General features: G+C 46.7%; 22 protein-coding genes. 3 read left to right on the forward strand and 19 right to left on the reverse strand.

Annotated features, from left to right (window positions below):
• Positions 1–11 precede the first annotated feature (11 nt).
• Positions 12–1,274, reverse strand: a complete 1,263-nt coding sequence (locus Cabys_RS14725) for an IS256 family transposase (RefSeq protein WP_006926907.1) — start codon at positions 1,272–1,274, stop codon at positions 12–14.
• Between the two features lie 264 nt (positions 1,275–1,538).
• Between Cabys_RS14725 and Cabys_RS20820 the strand changes: the two genes are divergently transcribed.
• The 3 genes from Cabys_RS20820 (at position 1,539) to Cabys_RS20110 (ending at position 4,459) form a co-directional block, all read left to right on the forward strand.
• Positions 1,539–2,390: a hypothetical protein gene (locus Cabys_RS20820; protein ID WP_006926908.1), complete on the forward strand. Its 852-nt coding sequence runs from the start codon at positions 1,539–1,541 to the stop codon at positions 2,388–2,390.
• A gap of 3 nt (positions 2,391–2,393) precedes the next feature.
• Entirely contained in the window at positions 2,394–3,881 is a 1,488-nt protein-coding gene (locus Cabys_RS14735; protein ID WP_150125340.1) for a T9SS type A sorting domain-containing protein, read from the forward strand.
• Positions 3,882–4,312: 431 nt separating this feature from the next.
• The gene (locus Cabys_RS20110; RefSeq protein WP_169313611.1) at positions 4,313–4,459 is read left to right on the forward strand and encodes a hypothetical protein; all 147 of its coding nucleotides are present in this window, start codon (positions 4,313–4,315) and stop codon (positions 4,457–4,459) included.
• Positions 4,460–4,485: 26 nt separating this feature from the next.
• On the opposite strand, the gene Cabys_RS14740 is transcribed toward Cabys_RS20110, so the two are convergent.
• The 18 genes from Cabys_RS14740 to Cabys_RS14820 form a co-directional block, all read right to left on the reverse strand.
• Positions 4,486–5,280 carry a dihydroorotate dehydrogenase electron transfer subunit gene (locus Cabys_RS14740; protein WP_006926910.1) on the reverse strand — a complete coding sequence of 265 codons (795 nt, stop codon included), beginning with the start codon at positions 5,278–5,280 and terminating at the stop codon, positions 4,486–4,488.
• A complete protein-coding gene (locus Cabys_RS14745) occupies positions 5,273–6,202 on the reverse strand; it encodes a dihydroorotate dehydrogenase (protein ID WP_218921387.1) in 930 nt (309 codons plus the stop codon). The genes Cabys_RS14740 and Cabys_RS14745 overlap by 8 nt, the downstream gene beginning before the upstream one ends.
• On the reverse strand, positions 6,199–6,678 hold the full coding sequence (locus Cabys_RS14750; protein ID WP_006926912.1) for an aspartate carbamoyltransferase regulatory subunit: 480 nt from the start codon (positions 6,676–6,678) through the stop codon (positions 6,199–6,201). Before Cabys_RS14750 ends, Cabys_RS14745 begins: the two co-directional genes overlap by 4 nt.
• Positions 6,675–7,595: an aspartate carbamoyltransferase gene (pyrB, locus tag Cabys_RS14755; RefSeq protein ID WP_006926913.1), complete on the reverse strand. Its 921-nt coding sequence runs from the start codon at positions 7,593–7,595 to the stop codon at positions 6,675–6,677. Before pyrB ends, Cabys_RS14750 begins: the two co-directional genes overlap by 4 nt.
• Positions 7,596–7,769: 174 nt before the next feature.
• Complete coding sequence (locus Cabys_RS14760; protein ID WP_169313612.1) at positions 7,770–8,456, reverse strand: orotidine 5'-phosphate decarboxylase / HUMPS family protein; 687 nt, start codon at positions 8,454–8,456, stop codon at positions 7,770–7,772.
• Positions 8,457–8,459: 3 nt separating this feature from the next.
• Positions 8,460–9,104, reverse strand: a complete 645-nt coding sequence (pyrE, locus tag Cabys_RS14765; protein ID WP_006926915.1) for an orotate phosphoribosyltransferase — start codon at positions 9,102–9,104, stop codon at positions 8,460–8,462.
• The gene (locus Cabys_RS14770; protein WP_006926916.1) at positions 9,079–10,353 is read right to left on the reverse strand and encodes a dihydroorotase; all 1,275 of its coding nucleotides are present in this window, start codon (positions 10,351–10,353) and stop codon (positions 9,079–9,081) included. The genes pyrE and Cabys_RS14770 overlap by 26 nt, the downstream gene beginning before the upstream one ends.
• Positions 10,354–11,295: 942 nt before the next feature.
• Positions 11,296–11,463, reverse strand: a complete 168-nt coding sequence (locus tag Cabys_RS20760) for a DUF559 domain-containing protein (RefSeq protein WP_217183991.1) — start codon at positions 11,461–11,463, stop codon at positions 11,296–11,298.
• The gene (locus Cabys_RS20765; protein ID WP_052304133.1) at positions 11,457–11,654 is read right to left on the reverse strand and encodes a DUF559 domain-containing protein; all 198 of its coding nucleotides are present in this window, start codon (positions 11,652–11,654) and stop codon (positions 11,457–11,459) included. Before Cabys_RS20765 ends, Cabys_RS20760 begins: the two co-directional genes overlap by 7 nt.
• Before the next feature lie 184 nt (positions 11,655–11,838).
• Entirely contained in the window at positions 11,839–13,272 is a 1,434-nt protein-coding gene (gene purF / locus Cabys_RS14780) for an amidophosphoribosyltransferase (protein WP_006926917.1), read from the reverse strand.
• 9 nt (positions 13,273–13,281) lie between these two features.
• Positions 13,282–13,878, reverse strand: coding sequence for a phosphoribosylglycinamide formyltransferase (gene purN / locus Cabys_RS14785; protein ID WP_006926918.1), 597 nt, complete (start codon positions 13,876–13,878; stop codon positions 13,282–13,284).
• Positions 13,875–15,122 (reverse strand): phosphoribosylamine--glycine ligase, encoded by a 1,248-nt coding sequence (gene purD / locus Cabys_RS14790; RefSeq protein ID WP_006926919.1) that lies wholly within the window; start codon positions 15,120–15,122, stop codon positions 13,875–13,877. Before purD ends, purN begins: the two co-directional genes overlap by 4 nt.
• Positions 15,123–15,365: 243 nt before the next feature.
• On the reverse strand, positions 15,366–16,751 hold the full coding sequence (gene purB / locus Cabys_RS14795; protein ID WP_006926920.1) for an adenylosuccinate lyase: 1,386 nt from the start codon (positions 16,749–16,751) through the stop codon (positions 15,366–15,368).
• Entirely contained in the window at positions 16,723–18,108 is a 1,386-nt protein-coding gene (locus Cabys_RS14800; RefSeq protein ID WP_006926921.1) for a phosphoribosylaminoimidazolesuccinocarboxamide synthase, read from the reverse strand. Before Cabys_RS14800 ends, purB begins: the two co-directional genes overlap by 29 nt.
• 90 nt (positions 18,109–18,198) lie before the next feature.
• A complete protein-coding gene (locus tag Cabys_RS14805; protein WP_006926922.1) occupies positions 18,199–18,561 on the reverse strand; it encodes a four helix bundle protein in 363 nt (120 codons plus the stop codon).
• A gap of 41 nt (positions 18,562–18,602) precedes the next feature.
• Positions 18,603–20,216 (reverse strand): bifunctional phosphoribosylaminoimidazolecarboxamide formyltransferase/IMP cyclohydrolase, encoded by a 1,614-nt coding sequence (purH, locus tag Cabys_RS14810; protein WP_006926923.1) that lies wholly within the window; start codon positions 20,214–20,216, stop codon positions 18,603–18,605.
• A 93-nt stretch (positions 20,217–20,309) separates the two neighbouring features.
• Positions 20,310–21,128 carry a phosphoribosylformylglycinamidine synthase subunit PurQ gene (locus Cabys_RS14815; RefSeq protein WP_006926924.1) on the reverse strand — a complete coding sequence of 273 codons (819 nt, stop codon included), beginning with the start codon at positions 21,126–21,128 and terminating at the stop codon, positions 20,310–20,312.
• Between the two features lie 138 nt (positions 21,129–21,266).
• Positions 21,267–21,968 carry a type 1 glutamine amidotransferase gene (locus Cabys_RS14820; protein WP_006926925.1) on the reverse strand — a complete coding sequence of 234 codons (702 nt, stop codon included), beginning with the start codon at positions 21,966–21,968 and terminating at the stop codon, positions 21,267–21,269.
• Positions 21,969–22,185 lie beyond the last annotated feature (217 nt).

Raw genomic sequence — 22,185 nt, forward strand, 5'->3', positions numbered from 1 at the left:
CGGAATGGAGGTTACACCGCGTTCGCCATTTCGTAGACCTCTGTCTTTACATCCCTGCCTCTGCATGAACGCACGCAGTCAGGCTCCTTTTTTCCTTCTACTTCATTCTCAATACTCATATTTAAATATCTTCGACCACTTTGCCATTCCTCCGATTTCTCCATGCATATTGCTCCTATCAAACGAATACAGGATTCATCATTTGGGAATATTCTTACAACTCTACTGCGCCTTTTTATCTCTTCATTTAGCCGTTCTATCATATTGGTCGACTTCATCTTCTTTCGATGCTCTATGGGCAAACTGTAAACTGTGAAACAAAATTCTATCTCTCTATCTAACCAGTCTGCTACCGACGGCTTCTTATCCTCTAATTTCTTTACTAGCCCTTCTTTCCTTTCTCTGGCCGATTTAATTTCCGGCGCATTAAAAACATCTCTCAACATCTCTAAATATTCCTTGCTATTCTTCTTGCCTATTTTATCCATAAAATTGCGAATAAAATGGACTTGACATCGTTGCCATCTTATGCCTTGAAATTCTCGCTTTACCGCTTTTACAAGTCCCTTATGATCATCTGATACAACATAGCTTAAGCCTTTTAATCCCCGCTCTTTTAATTTCCTAAATATCTCACTCCATGTATCCTCTCGCTCGCTATCTCCTATTTCTACCGATAGTATTTCTCTATAACCTTGCGCATCGATCCCTATTATCACAAATACCGCCTTCCCAATTACTCCGGCTTCTGCTTCTCGTATGTTCTCATATCGTGCATCTATAACTAAATAAGGATATGATTTATCTAAGGGGCGGTTACGCCATTTATTAATATTCTCATCCAATTCTTTTGATAAGTTACTGATTGTGCTTTTTGATATCTCCGTTCCACATAAGTGCTCCACTATTCGTTTTACTTTCCTGGTGGATACCCCCTGAAGATACATCTCTACTAGGGATAACACCAAGGCCTTCTCATTTCGTTGATAACGTCTGAAAAGTTCTGTCTTAAAATTTCCTTCCCTATCTCTTACTACTTCTAACTCTATCACACCTACACGCGTCTTTAATGTCCTTCTGTATATCCCATTACGGTAGCCTTTGCGATGCTCTGTACGCTCATAACGTCCTGCTTGTATATAATCCTCAAACTCTGATTCCAATATCTTCTGTAAATTTTCTTGAACGATTCTTCTTAAAAAATCTTCATCTTCTAGTAAAATATTTTGAATTTCTCTCACCAAACCATTATCTTTTCTTTGTGTCTTTGCCATATCCTTTCCTTTCTTTTTTTTTCTTTTTTTTTTTTGAAAAAAATCAAAGTTAGGAAGGATGTGGCAATTTTTCACTTTTTTCTTTTTTACACAAATTTAAGGACTTGATCCTTTAAGGCTAAATGGACTAACTTAACCACTGGAGAAGTATATACCGGCAATCCCGTTGACATTTCTTTTACTTCCGACGCTACCCTGCGCGCCGAATTTGCCGAAAAAGTGCACATTATAGTTAAAAACAGACATGACGGCGGTCAGCTAAAAGTGGACAGCGATACACATAACTCCGGCGCGGAGTTTGATTTTGAAAAATACAGTTTGCACGATTTCGAGTCCTGGGAACAAACCTACGGCGGTTTTGATATGAAGTTTAAGGATGGAACAAAATGGGAAATGACAGAAAGAACATATAATACCGCCCTGATTGAAGATCATGAAGTTACAACAGCCGGTGACTACATAGCTCAATTATATCAGCAATACCATTACACGGCAGATAATTATTTTATCAATGGCGGCAGCGGCGGCACGATTATTATTAACGGAGAATCTAAAACAATTACCACCCCCGATCCTTATTCGGGCAACACGTTGGAAGATGACCCGTTTACTGTTGAATCACCACAACAAACACAAACTGTTAATGGCCGTACTATTACATATAATTTTGTATATTGGGAGGACGGCAGCACTGATAATCCAAGGAATCTAACACCAAATAATCATTTTGATATTGTGGCTAATTATAAAGGACATATGTTTTCCAATAATTCCTATGCAACAGGATACAACAATGGTCGTAGAATTTACAAATCAAGTGATGGTACTATTTATATGGTTTATGAAGACAACGACGATATCTGGTTTACCTCTTCAACTGATGGCGGTAAAACCTGGAGTAAAGAAACACGGCTTGATTCCAATACAAAAACCTCACTCAATCCCTCAATAGCCGGAACATTGGACATGCTGTTTGTTACCTGGTTTGATCAAACCGATTTGAACATTAAGTTACGCAGATTCAATATCAATACTTCGCAATGGTACAATGCACAAACTGTGGCTTCAGTGAATTTTGGAGATGCGATTAAACCAGCTCCGGCCATTGCCGTTTAGGAAGTGGTGGGCAATGAATACAATGTGTACATTGCATTCCATAGAGAGAAGATGAGCGATAACTTTCAACCAACGGGCATTCACGAAATCGTTTGTTACAAAAATACGGATCAAAATTTTGATCAGTGGAATGTAATTTTAGGCCCCTTTGAGGGTAGTAATCCTTCCCTTAGCCATAGCAAAACAGGCAGCAACGGCGATATTGGTCTGGTCTGGGATCATAACGGAAAGATTTATTTTAAAGGCACGAATTATTACGGAAACTGGACGGCTACGCAACAGATTTCCGATGATCTATGGTATCATCAAGATAATTGCAAACCGAATCTTTCTTACACTTCTGGCATTGCCCATATTGTGTGGGAAGGTTTTCATGCCATAACCGAAATGCCGACCGGTTATTATCGCTATTTCAAAGTTGATGAAGAACGTTTAAGCGATTTAACGGTTCTACCATCCCACGGAGCCGATGTGCATCATTTGTCGGTTTCTTCCAAACAATATGCAGATAATACCACGGCTTACGATTACACGGTGGTTTACGAAGGCGATGGCATTGTTAAAGTGACGCAAACTTCAGATAATTTTGAAGAAGAAAATTTCGGCGATGGACAATATCCAAACATCACCGAACACGATATGATTCGCAGTGTGTGGACCAAATACAACGATGCGCCCTATCTTCTCAAAACCGATTACGTGGAAAGTTCCGGCGGCGGCATCAGCCCAATCATCATTAATCCCACTCCAGTGATTGACTACGTTATTTCCGCCAACCAAAACAACAGCGTGGAAGGTACGATTACCTTGGAAGTAGAGGCGGTTAAATTTAATCACGACACGGTGTATTTTGACAATGCTCTTAAATCAAAAACCTGGATCGTAACGCAAGATTATATTCCGCTGGAAATGGATTTGAAGGTGCGTTTTCACAATGTTTACAATGGATTTAATGACGAAGATGTTCTTTATTCGTTGGTTTTTGAAGACTCCACACAGGGCGAAATCTTTTTAACCAATTTAAAATACAAAGAATTACCAGCGCCCAATGGAACCGATTTCGAAAAATTCTTTAAGGTAACCACCATTGTAAATCTGGCAGGCAAAACGGGAAAAATCTGTTTAAAAACCAATGGCCTTACGCCTGCTTTGATTACCAAGCGTCTGGATGTTTTCAGTCAGAGCCCTTTGAACAAATCCAGGCCCGTAAACGCTGTAATTCCCAAGACCTTTGCCTTGCGTCAAAACTTTCCCAATCCTTTTAATCCTTTAACTCATATTACTTTAGAATTACCGCAAGAGGCAAAAGTGGGGTTGAGCGTTTACACGATCAATGGTAAAAAGGTGCAAACGTTGTTAAAGGGCCAACAAGCCGCAGGAATTTACGAAGTTGTTTTTGACGGACGCAACCTGGCCAGCGGGGTGTACATTTACCGCCTGACCACAGACAAAGGCTTTGCGCAGTCCAAAAAGATGACACTTATTAAATAGAATTCAAAATTTTGAATTTTGAATGTTGAATTAAAATTGATATCTGTTTAAACAAGAAAGTGAAATTGTTGTGAGCCTCTGGTTCGAAAGGGCTGGGGGCTTTTTTTACCACAGAGGACACGGAGGAAAATAAAATTTTAAATCCGAAATCCGAATATCGAAACAATTTTCAAAATTCAAATGACAAAAATTCAAAACAGTGTTGTGTCGTGGCGTTTTGAACATTTGAAAATTTGGTGATTTGGATTTGTTTAGTATTTCGGATTTCGTGCTTCGAATTTTTAAATCCGCCTTGCACTTTACGCAAACCACTAAAATCAAGTCCATCCTTCAATCCCATTAATCCCGGTTCAAAACCTTTCCTTCGGCTACGCTCCCTTCGGCTCCGCTCAGGGCAGGCCTTCGACTTCGCTCAGGAAGCGGAAGTACGGTTGCTGAGCGTAGTCGAAGCAACCGTTGATTGTGAAGGAACTTTCATCGGCTACGCTCCCTTCGACTTCGCTCAGGGGGCGGTAGGTAACGGTAAGGAAGGAAAAATGACGGGGACGCCGGCGGCTTCGCCCCTACAAAAAGCCTAAACTCCTAAACCGCTAAACCGTACACTCTACCCCGAAGTTAGAACGCGGCGGCCGGAGGCGTCGCGGTGGATCTTGCCCAGCTCAGTCACCTCTTTAAGATCGTTTTGATTGAGTACCGGTCCTTCCACACAAAGGCGCACGCCGGAATCGTCTAAAACACACTGGCCGCAAATGCCGATGCCGCACTTCATGTAGCGCTCCATGCAAAACTCGTAAGGAATACCCGGCGGATCGATCAGTTCTTTAACTTTAACAAACATGACCTCCGGACCGGCGGCGTACACAAATTCGATTTTTTCGTTTTTAATGATGTCCATTAAATCATCGGTCACCAGGCCCTTTTTTCCGGCCGAGCCGTCATCGGTGGTAACATAACAATTGGACGAACGCTTTTTAAAATCCTCAAGAAAAATCAGCTCGTGAGCGGTGGCTGCGCCCAGCAAGCTGACAAAGCGCAAACCTCGAGCGTTCAATTCATGCGCCAGAATGCGCAATGGCGCGATGCCAATCCCGCCGCCAATCAACAGGGCATTATCGTGATGCGTAAAGCTCCGTCCGAACGGCCCGCGGATGCCCAGTCTGTCCCCCACCTGCAGTTCCATCATGGCGCTGGAAAACGGCCCGTACGCTTTAACCGAAATTTCCAGCCAATCATCGTCCAGGGCCGATACGGAGTAAGGTTTTTCATCCACGCCCGGCAGCCACACATTAACAAACTGCCCGGCGCGGGCGTCCATCATGCGTTCGAAATAAAAACTCTTTACGCCGGGACCATGTTCAACAATCTTTAAAATCGGGAAGGTTTGCATCAAGTCACTCATGGGCAAGGCCTCGAATTTCTTCAATGGAATTAAATCCGTATTTTTGCAAATAACTCTGGATTCCGTCAGCAACTTTGCGGAACACTTCAATACCCTGGTAGTACACGGCCGTTCCAATACCGATTAAGGTGGCGCCGGCCAGAATCAATTGAATGGCGTCCGCAGCAACGGTTACGCCCCCGGTGCCAATAATGGGAATTTTCACCGTGCGGTAAACCTCGTACACCGATTTAACGGCGATGGGCAGAATGGCCGGCCCTGAAACGCCTCCGGTTTTATTAGAGAGGATCGGTTTACGCACATCAATATCAATCAACATGCCCGGGCCCACGGTATTAATGGCCGTAATGGCGTCGGCGCCGTTTTCTTCGCACACCCTTGCTAAACGCCCCATGCCCGGGCCGTGCGGCCCCAATTTGATCGAAACCGGAATGGAGCCGGCATGTTTTTTTACGATTTCCGTCACACGGGCCGTATCGCTCAGGCTGTCGCCAAAAGGTTGCCCAAATTCGGAATGCACATTGGGGCAGGAGACATTCACTTCAATTAAATCCGGCTCAGCCTCCACAGTACGCTGGGTTACTTCGGCAAATTCATCAATGGTTCGACCGAAAATGGAGGCAAAAATCGGCGCTTCGCTTTGTTGTTTAAATTTACGGATTTCTTTCACCATTTCATCAATGCCCGGATTGGAAAGTCCGACGGCATTGAGCAAACCGTGCTCAAAGGGAATAATGCTCGGATTTTTGTGCCCTTTACGCCAGTCTTTATTAAAAGATTTGGTGGTAACCGCGCCGGCGCCGCCCACTTTAATCACACGGCGCATGGAAGAGGCGGTTAATCCCAAAATTCCGGAGGCCAGCACCGTGGGATTTTTTAATTTTAGATTTAGAAAATTTACGCCGTCCATGGATCGTCTCATTTTATTAATGGTTGTAGTTCCGAGAGCTCGAAAATACGTTCGCAATAGGCGCATTTAACTTTTTTGGATTCCGGATCAACCGCCTCGAACAGGGTTTCGCTCTCTTTTTCCAGATTGGTGACACAATTGGGATTTTTACACCGCAACAGATTTTTGATGACTTTGGGCGCCTGCACAACCACTTTGCTGTACACCTCGTATTCTTTGATGGCCTTAATGGTAACGCCCGGCACCACAATGGAGATGTGCTGGATGATCTCAGGCGCCAGAAATTCGAGCTGCAATTTAATCAGGTCTTTGCGCCCCATCTTCTGGCTATCGTAATTGATGCCCAGAGTTACCGGGACCTCTTTCATCTCTTCATAACGGCTGATAATTTCCAGAATTTTAACCCCGTCGCCGGCAGGAATATGATCGATCACGATTCCCGCTTTGATTTTGGGAATCATCAACATCTTATCATTCTTTTTGCTCATAGCTCAACTCCCAGATGTTTCAATAAAATAGCCTGACGCATGATGACGCCGTTGCGCGCCTGAGGGAAATAGCCTGCGTATCTGGTTTTGTCCACATCGTAGGCAATTTCGTTGACGCGCGGCAGCGGATGCAAAACGCGCAAGTGAGGACGCGCGCCCTCTAACATGGCGGCCGTTAAACGGTACGAATCTTTCACCTTCTCATATTCCAGCAGATCCGGAAATCGTTCGCGCTGGATGCGCGTCATATACAACACATCGCATTTGGCAATTACCTCTTCCAGATGATTGGTTTCGTAAAACTTAAATTTTTCTGGTTGATCGCTCATCTTAAAATAGCCGGGCAAACGCAGCGACTCCGGAGCCACCAGGTAATATTCAGAAACGCCGAACTTCATCAGGGCGCGAATCAAGGAATGAACAGTGCGCGAGTATTTCAGATCGCCCACAAAAGCAACGGTAATATCCGCTATTTTGCCCAGGTCTTTTTCGATAGTGTACAGATCGAGCAGGGTTTGTGTGGGATGCTGGTTGGAGCCGTCGCCGGCATTGATGACCGGCAAATCGGTGGTCTGAGCGGCCAGACGCGCGGTGCCCTCCCCCGGATGCCGGATTACCATGATGTCACAGTAATTTTCCACGGTGTAAATGGTATCCACAAACGACTCGCCTTTAGAAACCGAGGTGGCCGATTGTTCGGCAAAACCGATGACGCTGCCTCCCAGACGATGCATGGCCGATTCAAAACTTAGCCGCGTTCTGGTGCTCGGTTCAAAAAACAGCGCCGCCATAATTTTGCCCGGCAGCTTCTTCACAAGGCGTTCCGGCGGCGTCGCTTCCACTCGATGCGCCAGTTCAATATAGGCTTTGATTTCATCGACCGTCAGGTCTTCCATTGAAATAAGATCTTTTTTCATGGGCTCCCTCTGCTTTGCTTCGGACGTTAATACATTTTCCTAATTATTTTCAAATACTTCTTTTCCTCAAACAAATCACTTTTCGCTTTTTGCTAAAATAAAACGCTTTTAAAAATGGCGGCAAACTGCCCAAAAATCTCTGGCCATTTTTATCAATAGGCGCCTTTAATCTGTTTAAACCTTCAATTCCTTTTGCACACCATCCAGATAATCCAGCGGATCTTTAGCACCCAACAGCGCACGGCCCACGATCAGGTAATGCGTGCGAAGAAAGCCGAACTGCGCCGGATCGCCGCCCTGTTTACCAAAGCCGGGGGAATAGAATTCTGCCTGCCCGGCATCGGGCAATTGTTGGACAACCTCGCGCACGGCATCCGGCTTGGTCAGCGGCACCACAAAACGCCTTACGCCCAGCGACGCCGAACGGCTGTAAATATCCAGTACGGCCCGGTCATCCAGATAACCGCCTTCCGAAACACGATAGCGGGCATGGGTCATAATTCCGCCCACAATGACCTTTAACTCTTCTTCCTTAAGCGCCTTTACCCACGCTTCCAGGGTGGCCGGCCCGGCCTGCGGAAACAAAATCACCTCATCTACACCGCTGTGCTTCATGACCTGTGCAAAACGTTTGCCCATGTCCGGGATGTCGGTGGCCGCCTTCTGATGGTCGTAAATGATCGGCTTGGCGGAAAAACGGCGGATGGTCTCCACAACCTCTGGCAGGCCGTGCGTTAATCCGGCAATAAAGCCCAGTTTATAGCCATAAATCAATTCGTGTTGATCAATTGTTTGCACCAAATGTTCAATTTGATTCAAATCGCTGGTGTCCAGGGCAGGAATCAATTTACGTACGTTCACCACTTAAGCTCCCATGTAAAATTTTTCTAACAGTTCAAAGCGATTATCATTTTTTCGTTTGAGGTACTGGATGATGTCCTGTAAGTTGATGATCGATTCCAGCCGCACACCAGGCAGACCCGTTTGCTGGTTTTGCGTCCGGCGATCGACTGTCACCAGAATCCCCTCAATGGCCGTCCGAAAGTGATTTTTCAACAACTCAATGGCTTCCAGTTTAGTGCCGCCGGTGGTCAATACATCGTCCATAATCAGCACATGATCGTCGGCCCCGGGCTGGTAACCCACAAATACGCCGCCTTCGCCGTGCTGTTTTATTTCTTTACGGCTGTAAAAAGTTTGCAGATTTTTCTGATACAGTTCGTAGTAGGCCACCGCCGTAGCCGTGACAATCGAAATCCCTTTGTATGGCGGACCGTAAAGGGCTGTTGTTTGTGGGAAAACGTCGTGAATCTTTTGAGCCAGAACCTGTCCCAGCGTACGATAACCGTTACCCGAATGAATATCGCCAATATTAATAAAAAAGGGGGATTTGATTCCCGATTTGAGAGTAAACTCCCCAAAACGCAGAGCTCTTTGTTCAATTAAAAAATCGATAAATTGCTCTCCGGCAAAATCCGTTGGCTTAGATGGCCATTCCTTTTGTGTCATTGACAAACTTCCCTTTCCGATATTTAACAATGCCATTAACCATGGTCATTTCTACTTTCCAGCGAAAATCAAAGTCTTTGTAAAGATTATTCCCCGTTTTCGAAATCACCTGCGCCTCCTGCTGGTTTCGATCAAAGCGTTTAACCATCACCAGGTCTGCCCAGTTGCCCTCCTTAATGCCGTCCCGCCCCTGAATGGCGTAACAGTGAGCGCTGCCCTGAGCAATCAAGTGATTGAGCTGCCTCCATTTGATCACCCCCTCGTCGATCAAATAGAGTAATTGGGGCATTAACCATTCGATGCTCGCAATGCCCGATGGCGGATTTGCGCTTTGCTTTTCGGCCAGTGTGTGAGGCGCATGATCGGTGCCAATAAAATCAATCACGCCCTCAGAAAGCCCCTGCAGCAAAGCCTGCCGGTCGTCTTCGGTACGAATGGGCGGATTGACCTGCAGTGTGGTGCCGTATTTTAAATAGTCATCCTGTGTAAAAAACAGATAATGCGGACAGGTCTCGCCCCAAACGTCAAAGCCCTCTGCCTTCATTCTCCCTAACCATTGCACCTCGTCTCTGGTGTTCATGTGGCAGATAACCACCCGCGGTCTTTTTTGGTCTTCCAAATTTTTCAAGGCCTGCTCAATTTTCTGCAAAGCGCCGGTAATGGCTTCGCGCGGTCGCCATTCGTGGTGCGCTAATTTCTTTTTCTGTTCGTGCAAAAAGAAGGTTTCGTCCTCGGCGTGAATCGAAACCACGGGGTAATACTCAAACAATTGCAAAAGGGCGGATTTGCTGGTAATGGCCGGCAGGGAAGACGATTTTGCCATGTAAATTTTTACCGACTTCACCAGATTGTCTGTTTCAACGAAGCGTCCCTTTACGGCGTGCAGCATGATGCCCCAGTTGACCAGTGATTTAGCTGCAAATCGTTTGCGTTTTTCCATAACCCGGGAGTGGTTGGTGGTCGGCGGCCGATTATTGGGCATATCGATCACAGTGGTTACTCCGCCCTTGAGCGCCGCACGTGAGGCATTACGAATGCCTTCTTTGTACATCTGACCCGGTTCGCGAAAATGCACATGGGGATCGATGGCCCCCGGTAAAATAACGCAGCCGCGCACATCCAGCGTAAAATCGCTTTTAGGGGGATTTGAAGAACGGCCCAGCCTGACGATCCGGCCGTTCTCGATTTCTATGTGGCCCTCTTCAAAGTAGCCTTCCGCCGTTAACCAGCGAGCGTTTTTAAGAATCATTTACCTTTAGCTTTCCATTTAAGTTTTTTAACTCTCCCTCTTTTCTGTGAAAGGGGGGAGTTCCTATGTAAAATCTTCCCCAAAACAACAATGTCCAGGTCTCTTTCACAATCTACCTCTTAATGGTCAAATCAGCTCTTCAGTTAAGTAAAATTTTTCTGGTTTGTTAGATTCCCAACTCACCTCCTCTAACTCCACCTATCTTCAACGAAGAGAGGGGGATGGGGGGTGAGTTCTTATGGAAAATCTTCCCCAAAACAACAATGTCCAGGTCTCTTTCACAATCTACCTCTTAATGGTCAAATCAGCTCTTCAGTTAAGTAAAATTTTTCTGGTTTGTTAGATTCCCAACTCAACCCCTCTAACTCCACCTATCTTCAACGAAGAGAGGGGGATGGGGGGTGAGTTCCTATGGAAAATCTTCCCCCAAACAACAATGTCCAGGCCTCTTTCACAATCTACCTCTTAATGGTCAAATCAGCTCTTCAGTTAAGTAAAATTTTTCTGGTTTGTTAGATTCCCAACTCAACCCCTCTAACTCCACCTCTCTTCTGCGAAGAAAAGGGGATAGGGGGGAGTTCCTATGTAAAATCTTCCCCAAACAACAATGTCCAAGCCTCTTTCACAATCTACCTCTTAATGGTCAAATCAGTTCTTCAGTTAAGTAAAATTTTTCTGGTTTGTTAGATTCCCAACTCACCCCCTCTAACTCCACCTATCTTCAACGAAGAGAGGGGGATGGGGGGTGAGTTCTTATGGAAAATCTTCCCCCAAACAACAATGTCCAGGTCCCTTTCGCAATCTACCTCTTAATGGTCAAATCAGCTCTTCAGTTAAGTAAAATTTTTCTGGTTTGTTAGGTTCCCAACTCACCCCCTCTAACTCCCCCTCTCTTCAACGAAGAGAGGGGGATGGGGGGTGAGTTCCTTTGCTCAATCTGTCTTATTTCAAATATTCCTTAATTTTTTTAATTACTAAACCTAAATTTTCTTCTACTTCCTCATTTTTAAATCGAAGTACCTTAAGACCTTTAAGTTCCATTATCTCGGTGCGTATCTGATCATATTCCTTCTGTCTTAAATGAACTCCACCATCAATCTCAATTACCAATTTCTTTTCACTACAATAAAAATCCGCAAAAAAAAACTTTTTCTTCCATTTATTTCATATTGGATCGGATGTTGACGTAAAAATTTCTTCCCTTCCAGCCTTCGATTTCTCAAAGCTTCCCATAATATTAGCTCATATTTTGTTTGATTCTTCCGCAATTCCCGAACGAATTGTTTAATTTGAGTTCTCATTGTTTTGTGGTTTGTTTTTCAACTCACCCCCTCTAACTTCCGGGGCTTTCCCATAAGTCAAAGACAATGTATTTTTTTAAATTTTTTCTTTCTCTCACCCTCTTTAACTCCCTCTCTCCCGAAAATCGGCAGGGGGAGTTCCCTTGCCCGCTTTCCCTAAAAACTCAGGCAATTGCTTTTATAGTTACACTCTATTTGACTGCAACTTTTCTTTTTCAATGGCTTCCAGCACTTCCTCACCCGCTCCGGTTGGATACTGTCCCGAAAAGCAGGCGTGGCAAATGGGTAAGTCCTTGTACAAATCGATCAAATCTTCCAGGTCCTGGTAAATGACGGCATCTGCGCCCAGGTACTGACGAATTTCATCCACATCGTAATGGGAGGCCAGAATTTCCCGTTTGACGGACATATCGATTCCATAAATACAGGGATGCTTGACCGGCGGCGATGCGGAGATAAAATACACTTCTCTGGCGCCGGCAGCGCGCAGCATTTCCACAATACGCTTGGAGGTGGTTCCGCGAACAATGGAATCATCCACCACGGCAACCTTTTTACCTTTAACAATATCGCGAATGGGATTCAGCTTGCGGCGCACCATCTGTTCCCGCTCCTTTTGGCCCGGGGTAATAAAGGTGCGGCCCATGTGGTGGTTTTTTGCCAGTCCGCGTCGGTAAGGGATGCCCAATTCTTCGGCCATGGCCGAAGCAAAAAAGTAGGCAGAGTTGGGCACATCGATAATAATATCCGGCTGCAGATCGCTCTCCTTAATCTTTTGGGCCAGTCTTTTTCCCATGCGAACGCGTTCGCTGGCCACCAGCCGATTGTGAATCACGGAGTCCTCCCGCGCGAAATAGATGTACTCAAACACGCAAAAAGCCTGCCGTTTAGTCAAACCGATTTTGGAGTGAATTTTGCGCTCTTCATCGATAAACACCATTTCGCCGGGTTTCAAATCGCGGATTTTTTCGTAGCCCAAAAAATCGAAGGTGGTGCTTTCCGAAGCAAAGCCGTAAATCACGCCTTTATCGGTAAACTTCCGTCCCATGACCAGCGGCCGAATGCCAAAAGGATCGGTAAAGGCCAGCAAGCCCTTATTGGCAATAATGGTAATGGCTGAGTACGCGCCCTGCACAATACGCTGAACGCCCTGAACTGAATCGAAGATGTCCTCTACCGTTAAATGGCGCAAATCCTTTTGTTCCAGTTGCGTGGCCAGCGTGTACAGAATTAGAGCCACATCGTTGGAGGTATCCAGCAGGCGGTGGTGTTCTTCGTAAAGCTTACGCCGCAGTTCATTAAAGTTAACCACGTTGCCATTGTGTACCATGGCCAAACCGTAAGGATAATTAACGGCAATGGGCTGGGCATCCACCGCTTCGGTAGAACCAATGGTGGAATAGCGTACGTGTCCCAGACCGATTTCGCCCTTAAAACGATCCAGGGGGAGATTTTTAAAAACCGTGCTTACAGAGCCGTTACCCTTGTGCATTTTAAATGAACCGTTAAACACCACCAGACCGGCGGAATCCTGCCCGCGGTGCTGCAATGTTTCCAGACCGTTTATGATATCCGCGGCCACATCTTCGTAGCCGTAAACGCCTATTACGCCGCACATTCTATCTTTTTACTCCTGATTTTGTCGATTAAATTCTCCGCTAAAAACCTTTTTTAACGCTTCGCTGTAAAATTGGTGTTCCACCTTTAAACCGCGTTTTTCAACCTCTTCCAGGGTGGTTGCCCCGCGTAAATCAACGGTGCGCTGGGCAATGATCGGGCCGGTATCAACGCCTTCGTCCACAAAATGCACGGTAATTTTGGTTTCCGCAAGTTTATTTTCGAAGGCCCATTCGTAAGCGCCCACCCCTTTAAACTGATTGGTATCGGCCGGATGGATGTTGATAATACGATTTTTGTATGCGCGCACAAACAATGGGCTGAGGATGCGCATAAATCCGGCCAGCACGATGTAATCGACGCGGTATGGCTTAAGGAGTTCGATGACTTCCCGCTCAAAATCGGCTCTGTTTTTACCTTTAGAAGGAATGACAGCAGTGGGGACGCCATACTTTTCGGCTACTGCCAGCCCCTTCGCCGTTGGTTTATTGGAAAAAACCAGCGCCACTTCACACACATCTTTTAAAATACCCTCTTTTACCTGTTTTAAAATGGCTTCCATGTTGCTGCCGCGTCCGGATATAAAAATGGCAATGCGTTTTTTCATTGGCGCAACCCCTTTTTGCCGATATCTTTTCGATAGTACATCCGATCAAAATGAATTTTTTCCACCTCGGTGTAAACGCGTTCAATCGCCTGTTCCAGCGTCGGGGCATGGGCAACCACGTTAAGCACGCGACCGCCGGCCGTGACAATCTGCCCGTTTTCCTTTCTGGTGCCGGCATGAAAAATCAGCGTCTCTTCGCCAACCTGATCCAGGCCGGTAATGATCTTCCCCTTTTCGTAAGCGCCCGGATAGCCGCCAGAGGCCAGCACCACATCCACAAAGTAGCCGTCATTCTTCTCCACCGATACCGTATCCAGTTTTTCTTCGAGACTGGCTTCGATGAGCGTCAGCAGATCGCTTTTTAAAGCCGGTAAAATAACTTCTGTTTCCGGATCGCCAAAGCGCACGTTGTATTCCAGCAACTGCGGTCCGCGATCGGTTAGCATCAAACCAAAGTAAAGAACCCCGTGGTAATCCAGTTTTTCGGCCTGCAAGCCTTTCAGTGTTGGCAGAACGATTTGCTCCTGTACCTGTTTAAGCACCTGCTCGGTACAAACAGGCACCGGACAGTAGGCGCCCATTCCGCCGGTGTTCGGCCCTTTATCGCCGTCGAAAACCGGCTTATGGTCTTGCGAAGGGGATAACAACTTAACAGTTTTTCCGTCCGTAATGCCAATAATCGATAACTCCTGCCCGCTGAACTTTTGTTCAATAAAAAAAGGCGCTGTGTCGCCATAACGCCTTTTTAATTCTTCCAGAGCTGTGTACGCTTCGGCCGTGGAATTACAGACAAAAACGCCCTTTCCGGCAGCCAGTCCGTCGTACTTAATCACCAGTTGACCGCCAAGCTGCTCGATCACCTGTTCGATATCGTCGCCGTCTTCCAGCAGCCAGAAGTCGGCGGTGGCCACACCGTACTTTTTCATGAATTTTTTGGCAAAGATTTTAGAACTTTCCAGTTGAGCGGCGCGCTGATCCGGCCCAAAGACGCGCACCTTTTTATTTTTAAAGAAATCGACCACGCCGTTGGCCAGCGGGTCTTCGGGCCCGACGACAATTAATTCAATGCCTTCATCAAGACAAAAAGTTTCAATGGCTTGAAAATCGTTGGGTGCAATGGACACATTGTTCCAGGTACCGCCGTTACCGGGCAAACAAAAGATATTTTTCTGTCCCACACTTTGGGCTAATTTCCAGGCCAGGGCATGTTCCCGACCGCCAGAACCGATTATTGCAATTTTCATGGTACGTCCTCTTGTTCAAGAAGTTTTTTAGTCATTAACAGGAAACCGCGACTCTGACAAGTAGAAGTTCAAAGCCGCAATTTAATTAAATTCTGCGCATTTGCAAAATTCAGATTCCCGCCCCTGATCCCTCTCTCTTCAACGAATAGAGGAGGATGGGCGAGAGTTCCTTACCCCAATCCTTCCAAAATCACCCCGTCAATTTCTCGCTCAAAATCTTCCATTTACTAGATCAACATGCGCTTAAAGCGCCTTCTCCGCCTCCTCGATCACCAGCTGACAAATGCGCGGCGCATCGCCAACATAAGTGGTAACATCAAGCGCCAGCAGTTCCTGTTTGACCTCTTCACGTACCGGAAGTCCTTCGATGAACTTTTGCAGATCATCCTCGCTAATCGTACGACCGCGCGTCATCTCTTTTAACAGGTTGTAAGGGTCTTCCACTCCTTCACGGCGCAAGATGGTCTGGATTGGTTCGGCCAGCAGTTCCGGGTGACGTTTCAGTTCGCTCAAACAGTAGGCGCGATTCACCTGCAAGCGGCTCAATCCGCGCAGGGTTTCCATTAAGGCCAGATGTCCATGAGCCAGCGCCACCCCGATGTTGCGCGTTACGGTGCTATCCGAAAGATCGCGCTGCAGGCGCGAATTGCCCAGCTTATCCGTAATGCCGTTAAGCAAAGCCAGCGCCACCTGCAAATTGCCCTCGCTATTTTCAAAGTTAATGGGATTCACCTTGTGCGGCATGGTGGAAGAACCCACTGCGCCCGGATCGGCTTCCAGCAAAAAATAGCCGAGGGTCAGGTACAGCCACATGTCGCGATCCAGATCGAGCACAATATTGTCCAGCAGTTTGGTCAAATTTAAGTAGCGCGCCCAGCCGTCATGATCTTCGATCTGCGTGGTCACCAGATTAGCCTCAAACCCCAGTTCTTGCAAAAAGTTACGCGAAAATGTCAGCCAGTCGTAGTCGGTAAAAGCGGCCTTAAAAGCCGAAAAGTTGCCTGTGGCGCCGTTCAGTTTGGCCGGAAAACGAAAGCCTTTTAAATCTTTGTACACGCGGAACAGGCGATTGAGGTACACCGCCAGTTCTTTTCCGGCCGTGGTGGGCGAGGCCATCTGGCCATGCGTGCGCGCCGGAAAGGGCACATCCTTCCATTTCTTGACAAATTCTAACAACTGCCGAAGTAGTTTTTCCAGAAGGGGCAATTGTTCGTTGTGCAAATATTCGCGGAACAGCAGCGAATAGGCCAGATTGTTCACATCTTCCGAAGTTAATCCGAAGTGAATCATGTTCGGATTACGCAACTCCAGACTCTGGCGCAAAAAGACCTCGCAGGATTTCACATCGTGGTTTAACTTCTGCTCGATCTCCTTAATACGCCGGTAATCATCTTTGGAAAAATGGCTTAAATAAAATTCGATTTTCTGCCGTTCGGCCTGATTCAATCCGGGAAAGAGACCGGTGGAGTCCAGCGCTTTTAAAAAATGCAATTCAATTTGCACGCGGGCGCGCATCAGGGCAAATTCCGAAAAATAGGCGCTCAGATGCTGCAGGCGGCCGGCGTAACGTCCGTCCAGCGGCGAAATGGCAAAAGCCCGTTTAGCGTCCTCTGAGTTTTCTATCGGCATCGATTAAGTCCTTTTTCATTTGCTGAATTTCGTTCATGATTTGCTCGCGCAGCGCCGGTAAATTTAAGCAGCGTACGGCAAACTGCGCCGCATTTTTGGGATCGATTACCGTGGCCGCCGGCGTATTGGACGGCATCATCAGCGAAGAGTTGACATTCACCATCAGGTCGGTCTTGTCGGAAAAAGGCGGACAGTTGATCACCGGGATGGTTAAATTAGCTGCCAACGCGCCGCCCAGGCCGTTGGAACGTCCGGCAATGGCCACCACAACGCCTGGCTCTACAGAAAGGTTGTAATCTTCCACTACCTGCGGAATGCGTTCGCCGTTCTTGTGCGCCGACACCACGCGCAGTTCGCTAAAAACGCCGTACTTTTCAACCTCTTTTTGCATTTTACGGGCGTGCGCCTCATCCGAAGGCGAACCCATCACAAAGGCCACAAATCCGGGTTTGATCAAACCGGCCTTAAGCAGATTTTTGTACACCCGCTGCCGCACATCTTCTTCGGTGTCGGGCAATTCGCTGCCGGTAATCATGCGGAAGATTTCGCGATAGCGACGTGTGGTTTCGGCAACGACCTCGGGCGGCAGCTCCGCAGGATACCGACCGTCTTTTTTGTTTTGCAACAGGTACGAACGCACGTACTCCTTGTCCAGCTGCTCGGCGTTTTCTGGATGGTTTTCGTAATCTTCTTTAGACCAGAAGCGCGACGAATCCGGCGTGTGGATCTCATCGATTAAAACCAACTGGCCATCGACCAGCCCAAATTCATATTTGGTGTCCACCAGAATGATGCCCCGTTCGGCCAGGAATTCGGAGCCGCGTTTGAACAATTTCAAACTAATTTCTGCCATTTTCTGGTAGGTTGCCGCATCCACCCAGCCTTCTTTTACCAGGTCTTCTGCGGAGATCTCCCGATCGCTCTCTTCCTTGGTCGTGGGCGTTACAATCGGCTGGGGAAAGGCCTGGTTCTTTTTCATGCCATCAGGAATGGGCACACCGGAAACCTGCCGTTTCCCCTTCTGGTAGCCGCGCCAGGCCGAACCGGTCAAATAACCGCGCACAATCATCTCGACTTTAATCGGTTTTGCCTCGCGTACCAGCGAAATGTTAGGATCGATTAGTTTGACAAAGTGATTGGGCACAATGTCCTGGGTCTTTTCGAACCAGAAAGCGGCCAGCGAATTGAGCACCGCCCCCTTGCCCGGAATGGCTGTTTTGAGCACACTGTCAAAAGCCGAAATGCGGTCGGTGGCCACAATCAACCGATGCTCGGCATCGACGCGAAAACTCTCGCGCACCTTACCGGAATGGATCTTCTCTAATTGCGGGGTAATGAGATTGGTTAAAACGCTCATTGTTTTCTCCGAAATTTTGAATGTTGAATGATGAATGTTAAATTGTTTTTTAGAAAAATGTTCTCCATTTTAGTCATGGGCATTAAAAATTCACTTTTTCTTGGTTTCCAAATTCCTTGCTGTCGTTTTGACGATTTTTGTTAAAATATTTATTATTTCATCAATTTCTGTTAAATAAGATTCCAAAGATATTTTCACCAGATCACTTTCATTTAAAAGACGCAACCAGTATTTTGTTTCCCTTGCTTCCTTTGATGCAATGGACATTTTACTTAAAAAATCCTTCTTACTTTGAGCAGCCGTTGCTTCCACGATATTTGCACCAATACTGGTTCCACAACGTAATAATTGTTTTGAAATGACAAACTCTTTATTTGCTTGAAGCTTTTGGTAAAGTTTAATAATGTTTAACGAAAAAGCAAATGAGCGTTTTTGAATCAAATTTTCTTTCATTTCATCAATTCAAAATTCAAAACTCAACATTCAACATTTCATTAGTGTTTAAAATGCCGCAGACCGGTAAAGACCATGGCAATGCCCAGTTCATTACATTTTTCAATAACCGATTTATCGCGGATCGATCCGCCGGGCTGCACAATGGTTTTAATGCCGTAAGACGCGGCGATCTCCACATTGTCCGGAAAGGGGAAAAAGGCGTCGGAAACCAGTACGGCCTTTTCCATTTGTTCTTTAATGTACCGCTCCCGTTGCGCGTCTTCGCCCGTAAATTCATTTTTCAGATTTTCCCGGCTGCGTTCCAGGGCCAGACGCGTGGAATTCACGCGATTGGGCTGGCCGCAACCCATGCCCAGTAATTGCAGGTAGTTGTCTTTTTTACGCACCACGGCAATGGCATTGGATTTTAACTGGCGCACAGCCAGCAGACCAAAATTGAGCAGGTCGTCGTCCACCTCGGTTTCGTGTTGAGTCACCGTTTCCTTCTCTTTTAGTAACGTATTGTCGCTCGTTTGCAACAACAACGAACCAGCCAGTATTTTGAACTCTTTTTCCTGAGTCACGCGCTTGGGTTCAAAGCGCACCAGCCGCAGATTTTTGTGTTTCTTCAAATATTCAATGGCCTCGGGGGCAAAATCCGGCGCGGCGATCACTTCCACAAATTTACGCTGCATTTTGTTCTCCGCATCCAGATGTAAAAACTCGACGGTCGAACGTTCCACTTTTTTATTGAAGGCAATGATCGAGCCAAAAGCCGAAACCGGATCGCCGGCCCAGGCCAGTTCAAACACCTGTCTTTGATCGTTTCCTTCGCACAAGCCGCATGGATTGTTGTGTTTGATGATGGCACAGGCCGTTTTAGAAAGATCCTTCACCGCGTCTAAGGCCGAGTAAAGATCAACGATATTGTTGTACGAAAGCTCTTTACCGTGTAAAAATTCCAGATCGTGTAAGGAATACGGCGCGTGCCGCTGGCGTAAAAAGAAGGCCTGCTGATGGGCGTTTTCGCCGTAGCGCAGGGTTTTAGCGCGATCAAAAGCCAGACGTACCGAAAGATGTCCGGCGGTTTCGTCCATGGCCGTGGCGATCATGGCGTCGTAATCAGCGGTTAAATTGAATGCCTTGCGCATCAGTCGAAAACGCGTTTCGTAACTCAAAGCGCCGTCGTTGTCCTGCAGTTCCGTAACCAGATCGGGATAATCCTGCGGATCCGTAACAACAGCCACATATTTAAAATTTTTGGCCGCGGCGCGCACCATGGTCGGCCCGCCAATGTCGATGTTCTCAATCAGGGTGTCAAAATCCACGCCCTGATTTTTGACGCGTTCAAAGGGATACAAATTGCAAACCACCATGTCAATGGGCTCGATGCCCAGCTGGCGGGCTTCGTCGGCGTCTTTTTCGCGGTCAAACAGCAAAGCCGACTCGATTTGAAAGGAAATGGTTTTCATGCGACCGCCAAAGGCTTCCGGATTGCCGGTAACTTCGGAAATTTCCGTAACCGGAATGCCGGCCTTTTCCAGGACGCTTTTGGTGCCGCCGGTGGAAATAATCTGACAGCCGTTCTGATGCAAAGCCCGGGCCAGCGCCTCCACGCCGCTTTTATCGGAAACGCTAAACAAAGCCCGTTTGATTTTTATAGAATGTTTCATTGACACACCTTTCTTTGGTTCTTTTTTACCACAGAAGTCACCGAGAACGTAGATTTTTTTATTTTTATTGTTGCTCTGTGCTTCTCTGTGCACTTAGTGGTTACTAAAATAATCCACCATGTTTTTAAAAAGCTGCAAACCTTCTCCCTGCTCGCTGCCGCCGTTTTGTTCCTTTTTGCGGGGCCAGGCGGGATGGTTGTAAATCGACAAATAGGCTTCGGGATGCGGCATCAATCCAAACACCCGACCGCTGGGATCGGTAAGCCCGGCGCAATTCAATTCTGAACCATTGGGATTGTAAGGATAGTCGGCCGTGGGTTGCCCGTCCGGTCCCAGATAAGTTAAGCAATTCAGATTTTGCTCCAAAATGGCCCGTTCGATTTGCGCATCACGAATGATTAACTTGCCCTCTCCGTGACGCACCGGCAGATCGATTTTTTCGATGCCTTTTAAAAACGGGGTGCGGTTTTGGGGATGGACGCCGCAGGTTACCCAGCGATCCTCAAATTTTCCGGAATCGTTGTGCGTAAGCGTAACTTCCTGCTCAAAATTGCCGCCAATGTTGGGTAGCAAACCCATTTTTACCAGAGCCTGAAAACCGTTGCAAACGCCAATAATGAATTTGCCATCCTGTAAAAAACGCGCCAGATCGTCAATAAAATGACGCCCCGAGGCCATTTTTTTAAACTTGAATTTATTGCTCAACACCTTTGCGGAGCCCAGATCGTCCCCGAAAGAAAAACCCCCCGGAAAATTGAGCACCTGATAATCATGAATCGAAACGCGCTCCTTGAACACCTCGTTCAGATGGACAATATCCGCCTCGGCGCCGGCCAGCCGGTAAGCCGCGGCCATTTCCACCTCGCAATTAATTCCAAACCCGGTAACCACCAGGACACGCATCTTGCTCATTATTTATAATCTCCTGTATTAAACAGCAAGCTAAAATTTTTTTCGATCTTACAAAACAATTCAGATTTAAGAGTTGAATGGTTTCTGCAACACCAACCATCCCCTTTCATTCGTAATTCGTAATTTGTAATTCAACACTTACACGCTTAACGCATTTTCTGCCATTTCCTCTACGACTCGCCGCATCAATGCATTGGCCGGTCGACAGAGCGCCATCTTTTGCCGGATTTCCTGCGCGCTTTGCACGTACGCTCCTGCTTCCATTTCATTTGCGCCGTGCGCTAACAGGCCTGCGATGAGCTGTGGCGTCACTTCCAGATGGAATTGCAGAGCAACCACGCGCTCTTCAAAGATAAAGCCCTGGTTTTCACAGGCCTGCGAATAGGCAATCCGCTGCGCTCCCAATGGAATTTCAAACATTTCGCCGTGCCAGTGAAAGGCGGTAATGGTCTCCGGCCAAAAATGGGCAAAAGAGCTGGAGGCAACCTCCGGCGCACGAGTAATGTCGAACCAGCCAATTTCACGATGCGCACCTTTAAAGACGCGCGCGCCAAGCACTTCGGCAATTAGCTGTGCGCCCAGACAAATTCCCAGTACCGATTTCCCCTGCTTGATCACGTTTTCAACAAAACGTTTTTCATCTTTTAACCAGCTAAACACCGATTCGTCGTGTACGCTCATTGGCCCGCCCATGATCACCAGCAAGTCCAGGTCGGATGTTCGGGGCAACGCTTCGTCGTTGAAAAAACGGGTAAACGAAATATCTGCCCTATCTTTTAGCGCTTCGGTCAAAATGCCCGGCGTTTCAAACGGCACATGCTGTAAAAAATGGACGCGCATAAGTCCTCGGATTAATTAACAATTAACAATTTTAATGCTATCTTTGAAGATTAAACAATCTCAAAGATTTTTTGTGTTCATTTTCCCCGTTTGCCAGAGTCAACCGTTGTATTTTTGGTTGATGCCCTCCTCTCTTTCGCAAAGAGAAAGGGATCGGGGGAATTTTGTATTTCAAAGATTTCGTAATTTCTTACAAGTTTAACTTTGTCGATGCTTC

This window comes from Caldithrix abyssi DSM 13497, from assembly GCF_001886815.1.
In the GTDB taxonomy this organism is placed as follows: Bacteria; Calditrichota; Calditrichia; order Calditrichales; family Calditrichaceae; genus Caldithrix; species Caldithrix abyssi.

Bases quoted from the DNA above. Each gene is read 5' to 3' on its own strand.
- Cabys_RS14725 (WP_006926907.1), bottom strand. From the start codon at position 1,274: ATGGCAAAGACACAAAGAAAAGATAATGGTTTGGTGAGAGAAATTCAA.
- Cabys_RS14740 (WP_006926910.1), bottom strand. From the start codon at position 5,280: ATGAGTGACTTGATGCAAACCTTCCCGATTTTAAAGATTGTTGAACAT.
- Cabys_RS14745 (WP_218921387.1), bottom strand. From the start codon at position 6,202: ATGAGACGATCCATGGACGGCGTAAATTTTCTAAATCTAAAATTAAAA.
- Cabys_RS14750 (WP_006926912.1), bottom strand. From the start codon at position 6,678: ATGAGCAAAAAGAATGATAAGATGTTGATGATTCCCAAAATCAAAGCG.
- pyrB (WP_006926913.1), bottom strand. From the start codon at position 7,595: ATGAAAAAAGATCTTATTTCAATGGAAGACCTGACGGTCGATGAAATC.
- pyrE (WP_006926915.1), bottom strand. From the start codon at position 9,104: ATGACACAAAAGGAATGGCCATCTAAGCCAACGGATTTTGCCGGAGAG.
- Cabys_RS14770 (WP_006926916.1), bottom strand. From the start codon at position 10,353: ATGATTCTTAAAAACGCTCGCTGGTTAACGGCGGAAGGCTACTTTGAA.
- Cabys_RS20765 (WP_052304133.1), bottom strand. From the start codon at position 11,654: ATGAGAACTCAAATTAAACAATTCGTTCGGGAATTGCGGAAGAATCAA.
- purF (WP_006926917.1), bottom strand. From the start codon at position 13,272: ATGTGCGGCGTAATAGGCGTTTACGGCTACGAAGATGTGGCCGCGGAT.
- purN (WP_006926918.1), bottom strand. From the start codon at position 13,878: ATGAAAAAACGCATTGCCATTTTTATATCCGGACGCGGCAGCAACATG.
- purD (WP_006926919.1), bottom strand. From the start codon at position 15,122: ATGAAAATTGCAATAATCGGTTCTGGCGGTCGGGAACATGCCCTGGCC.
- purB (WP_006926920.1), bottom strand. From the start codon at position 16,751: ATGCCGATAGAAAACTCAGAGGACGCTAAACGGGCTTTTGCCATTTCG.
- Cabys_RS14800 (WP_006926921.1), bottom strand. From the start codon at position 18,108: ATGAGCGTTTTAACCAATCTCATTACCCCGCAATTAGAGAAGATCCAT.
- Cabys_RS14805 (WP_006926922.1), bottom strand. From the start codon at position 18,561: ATGAAAGAAAATTTGATTCAAAAACGCTCATTTGCTTTTTCGTTAAAC.
- purH (WP_006926923.1), bottom strand. From the start codon at position 20,216: ATGAAACATTCTATAAAAATCAAACGGGCTTTGTTTAGCGTTTCCGAT.
- Cabys_RS14815 (WP_006926924.1), bottom strand. From the start codon at position 21,128: ATGAGCAAGATGCGTGTCCTGGTGGTTACCGGGTTTGGAATTAATTGC.
- Cabys_RS14820 (WP_006926925.1), bottom strand. From the start codon at position 21,968: ATGCGCGTCCATTTTTTACAGCATGTGCCGTTTGAAACGCCGGGCATT.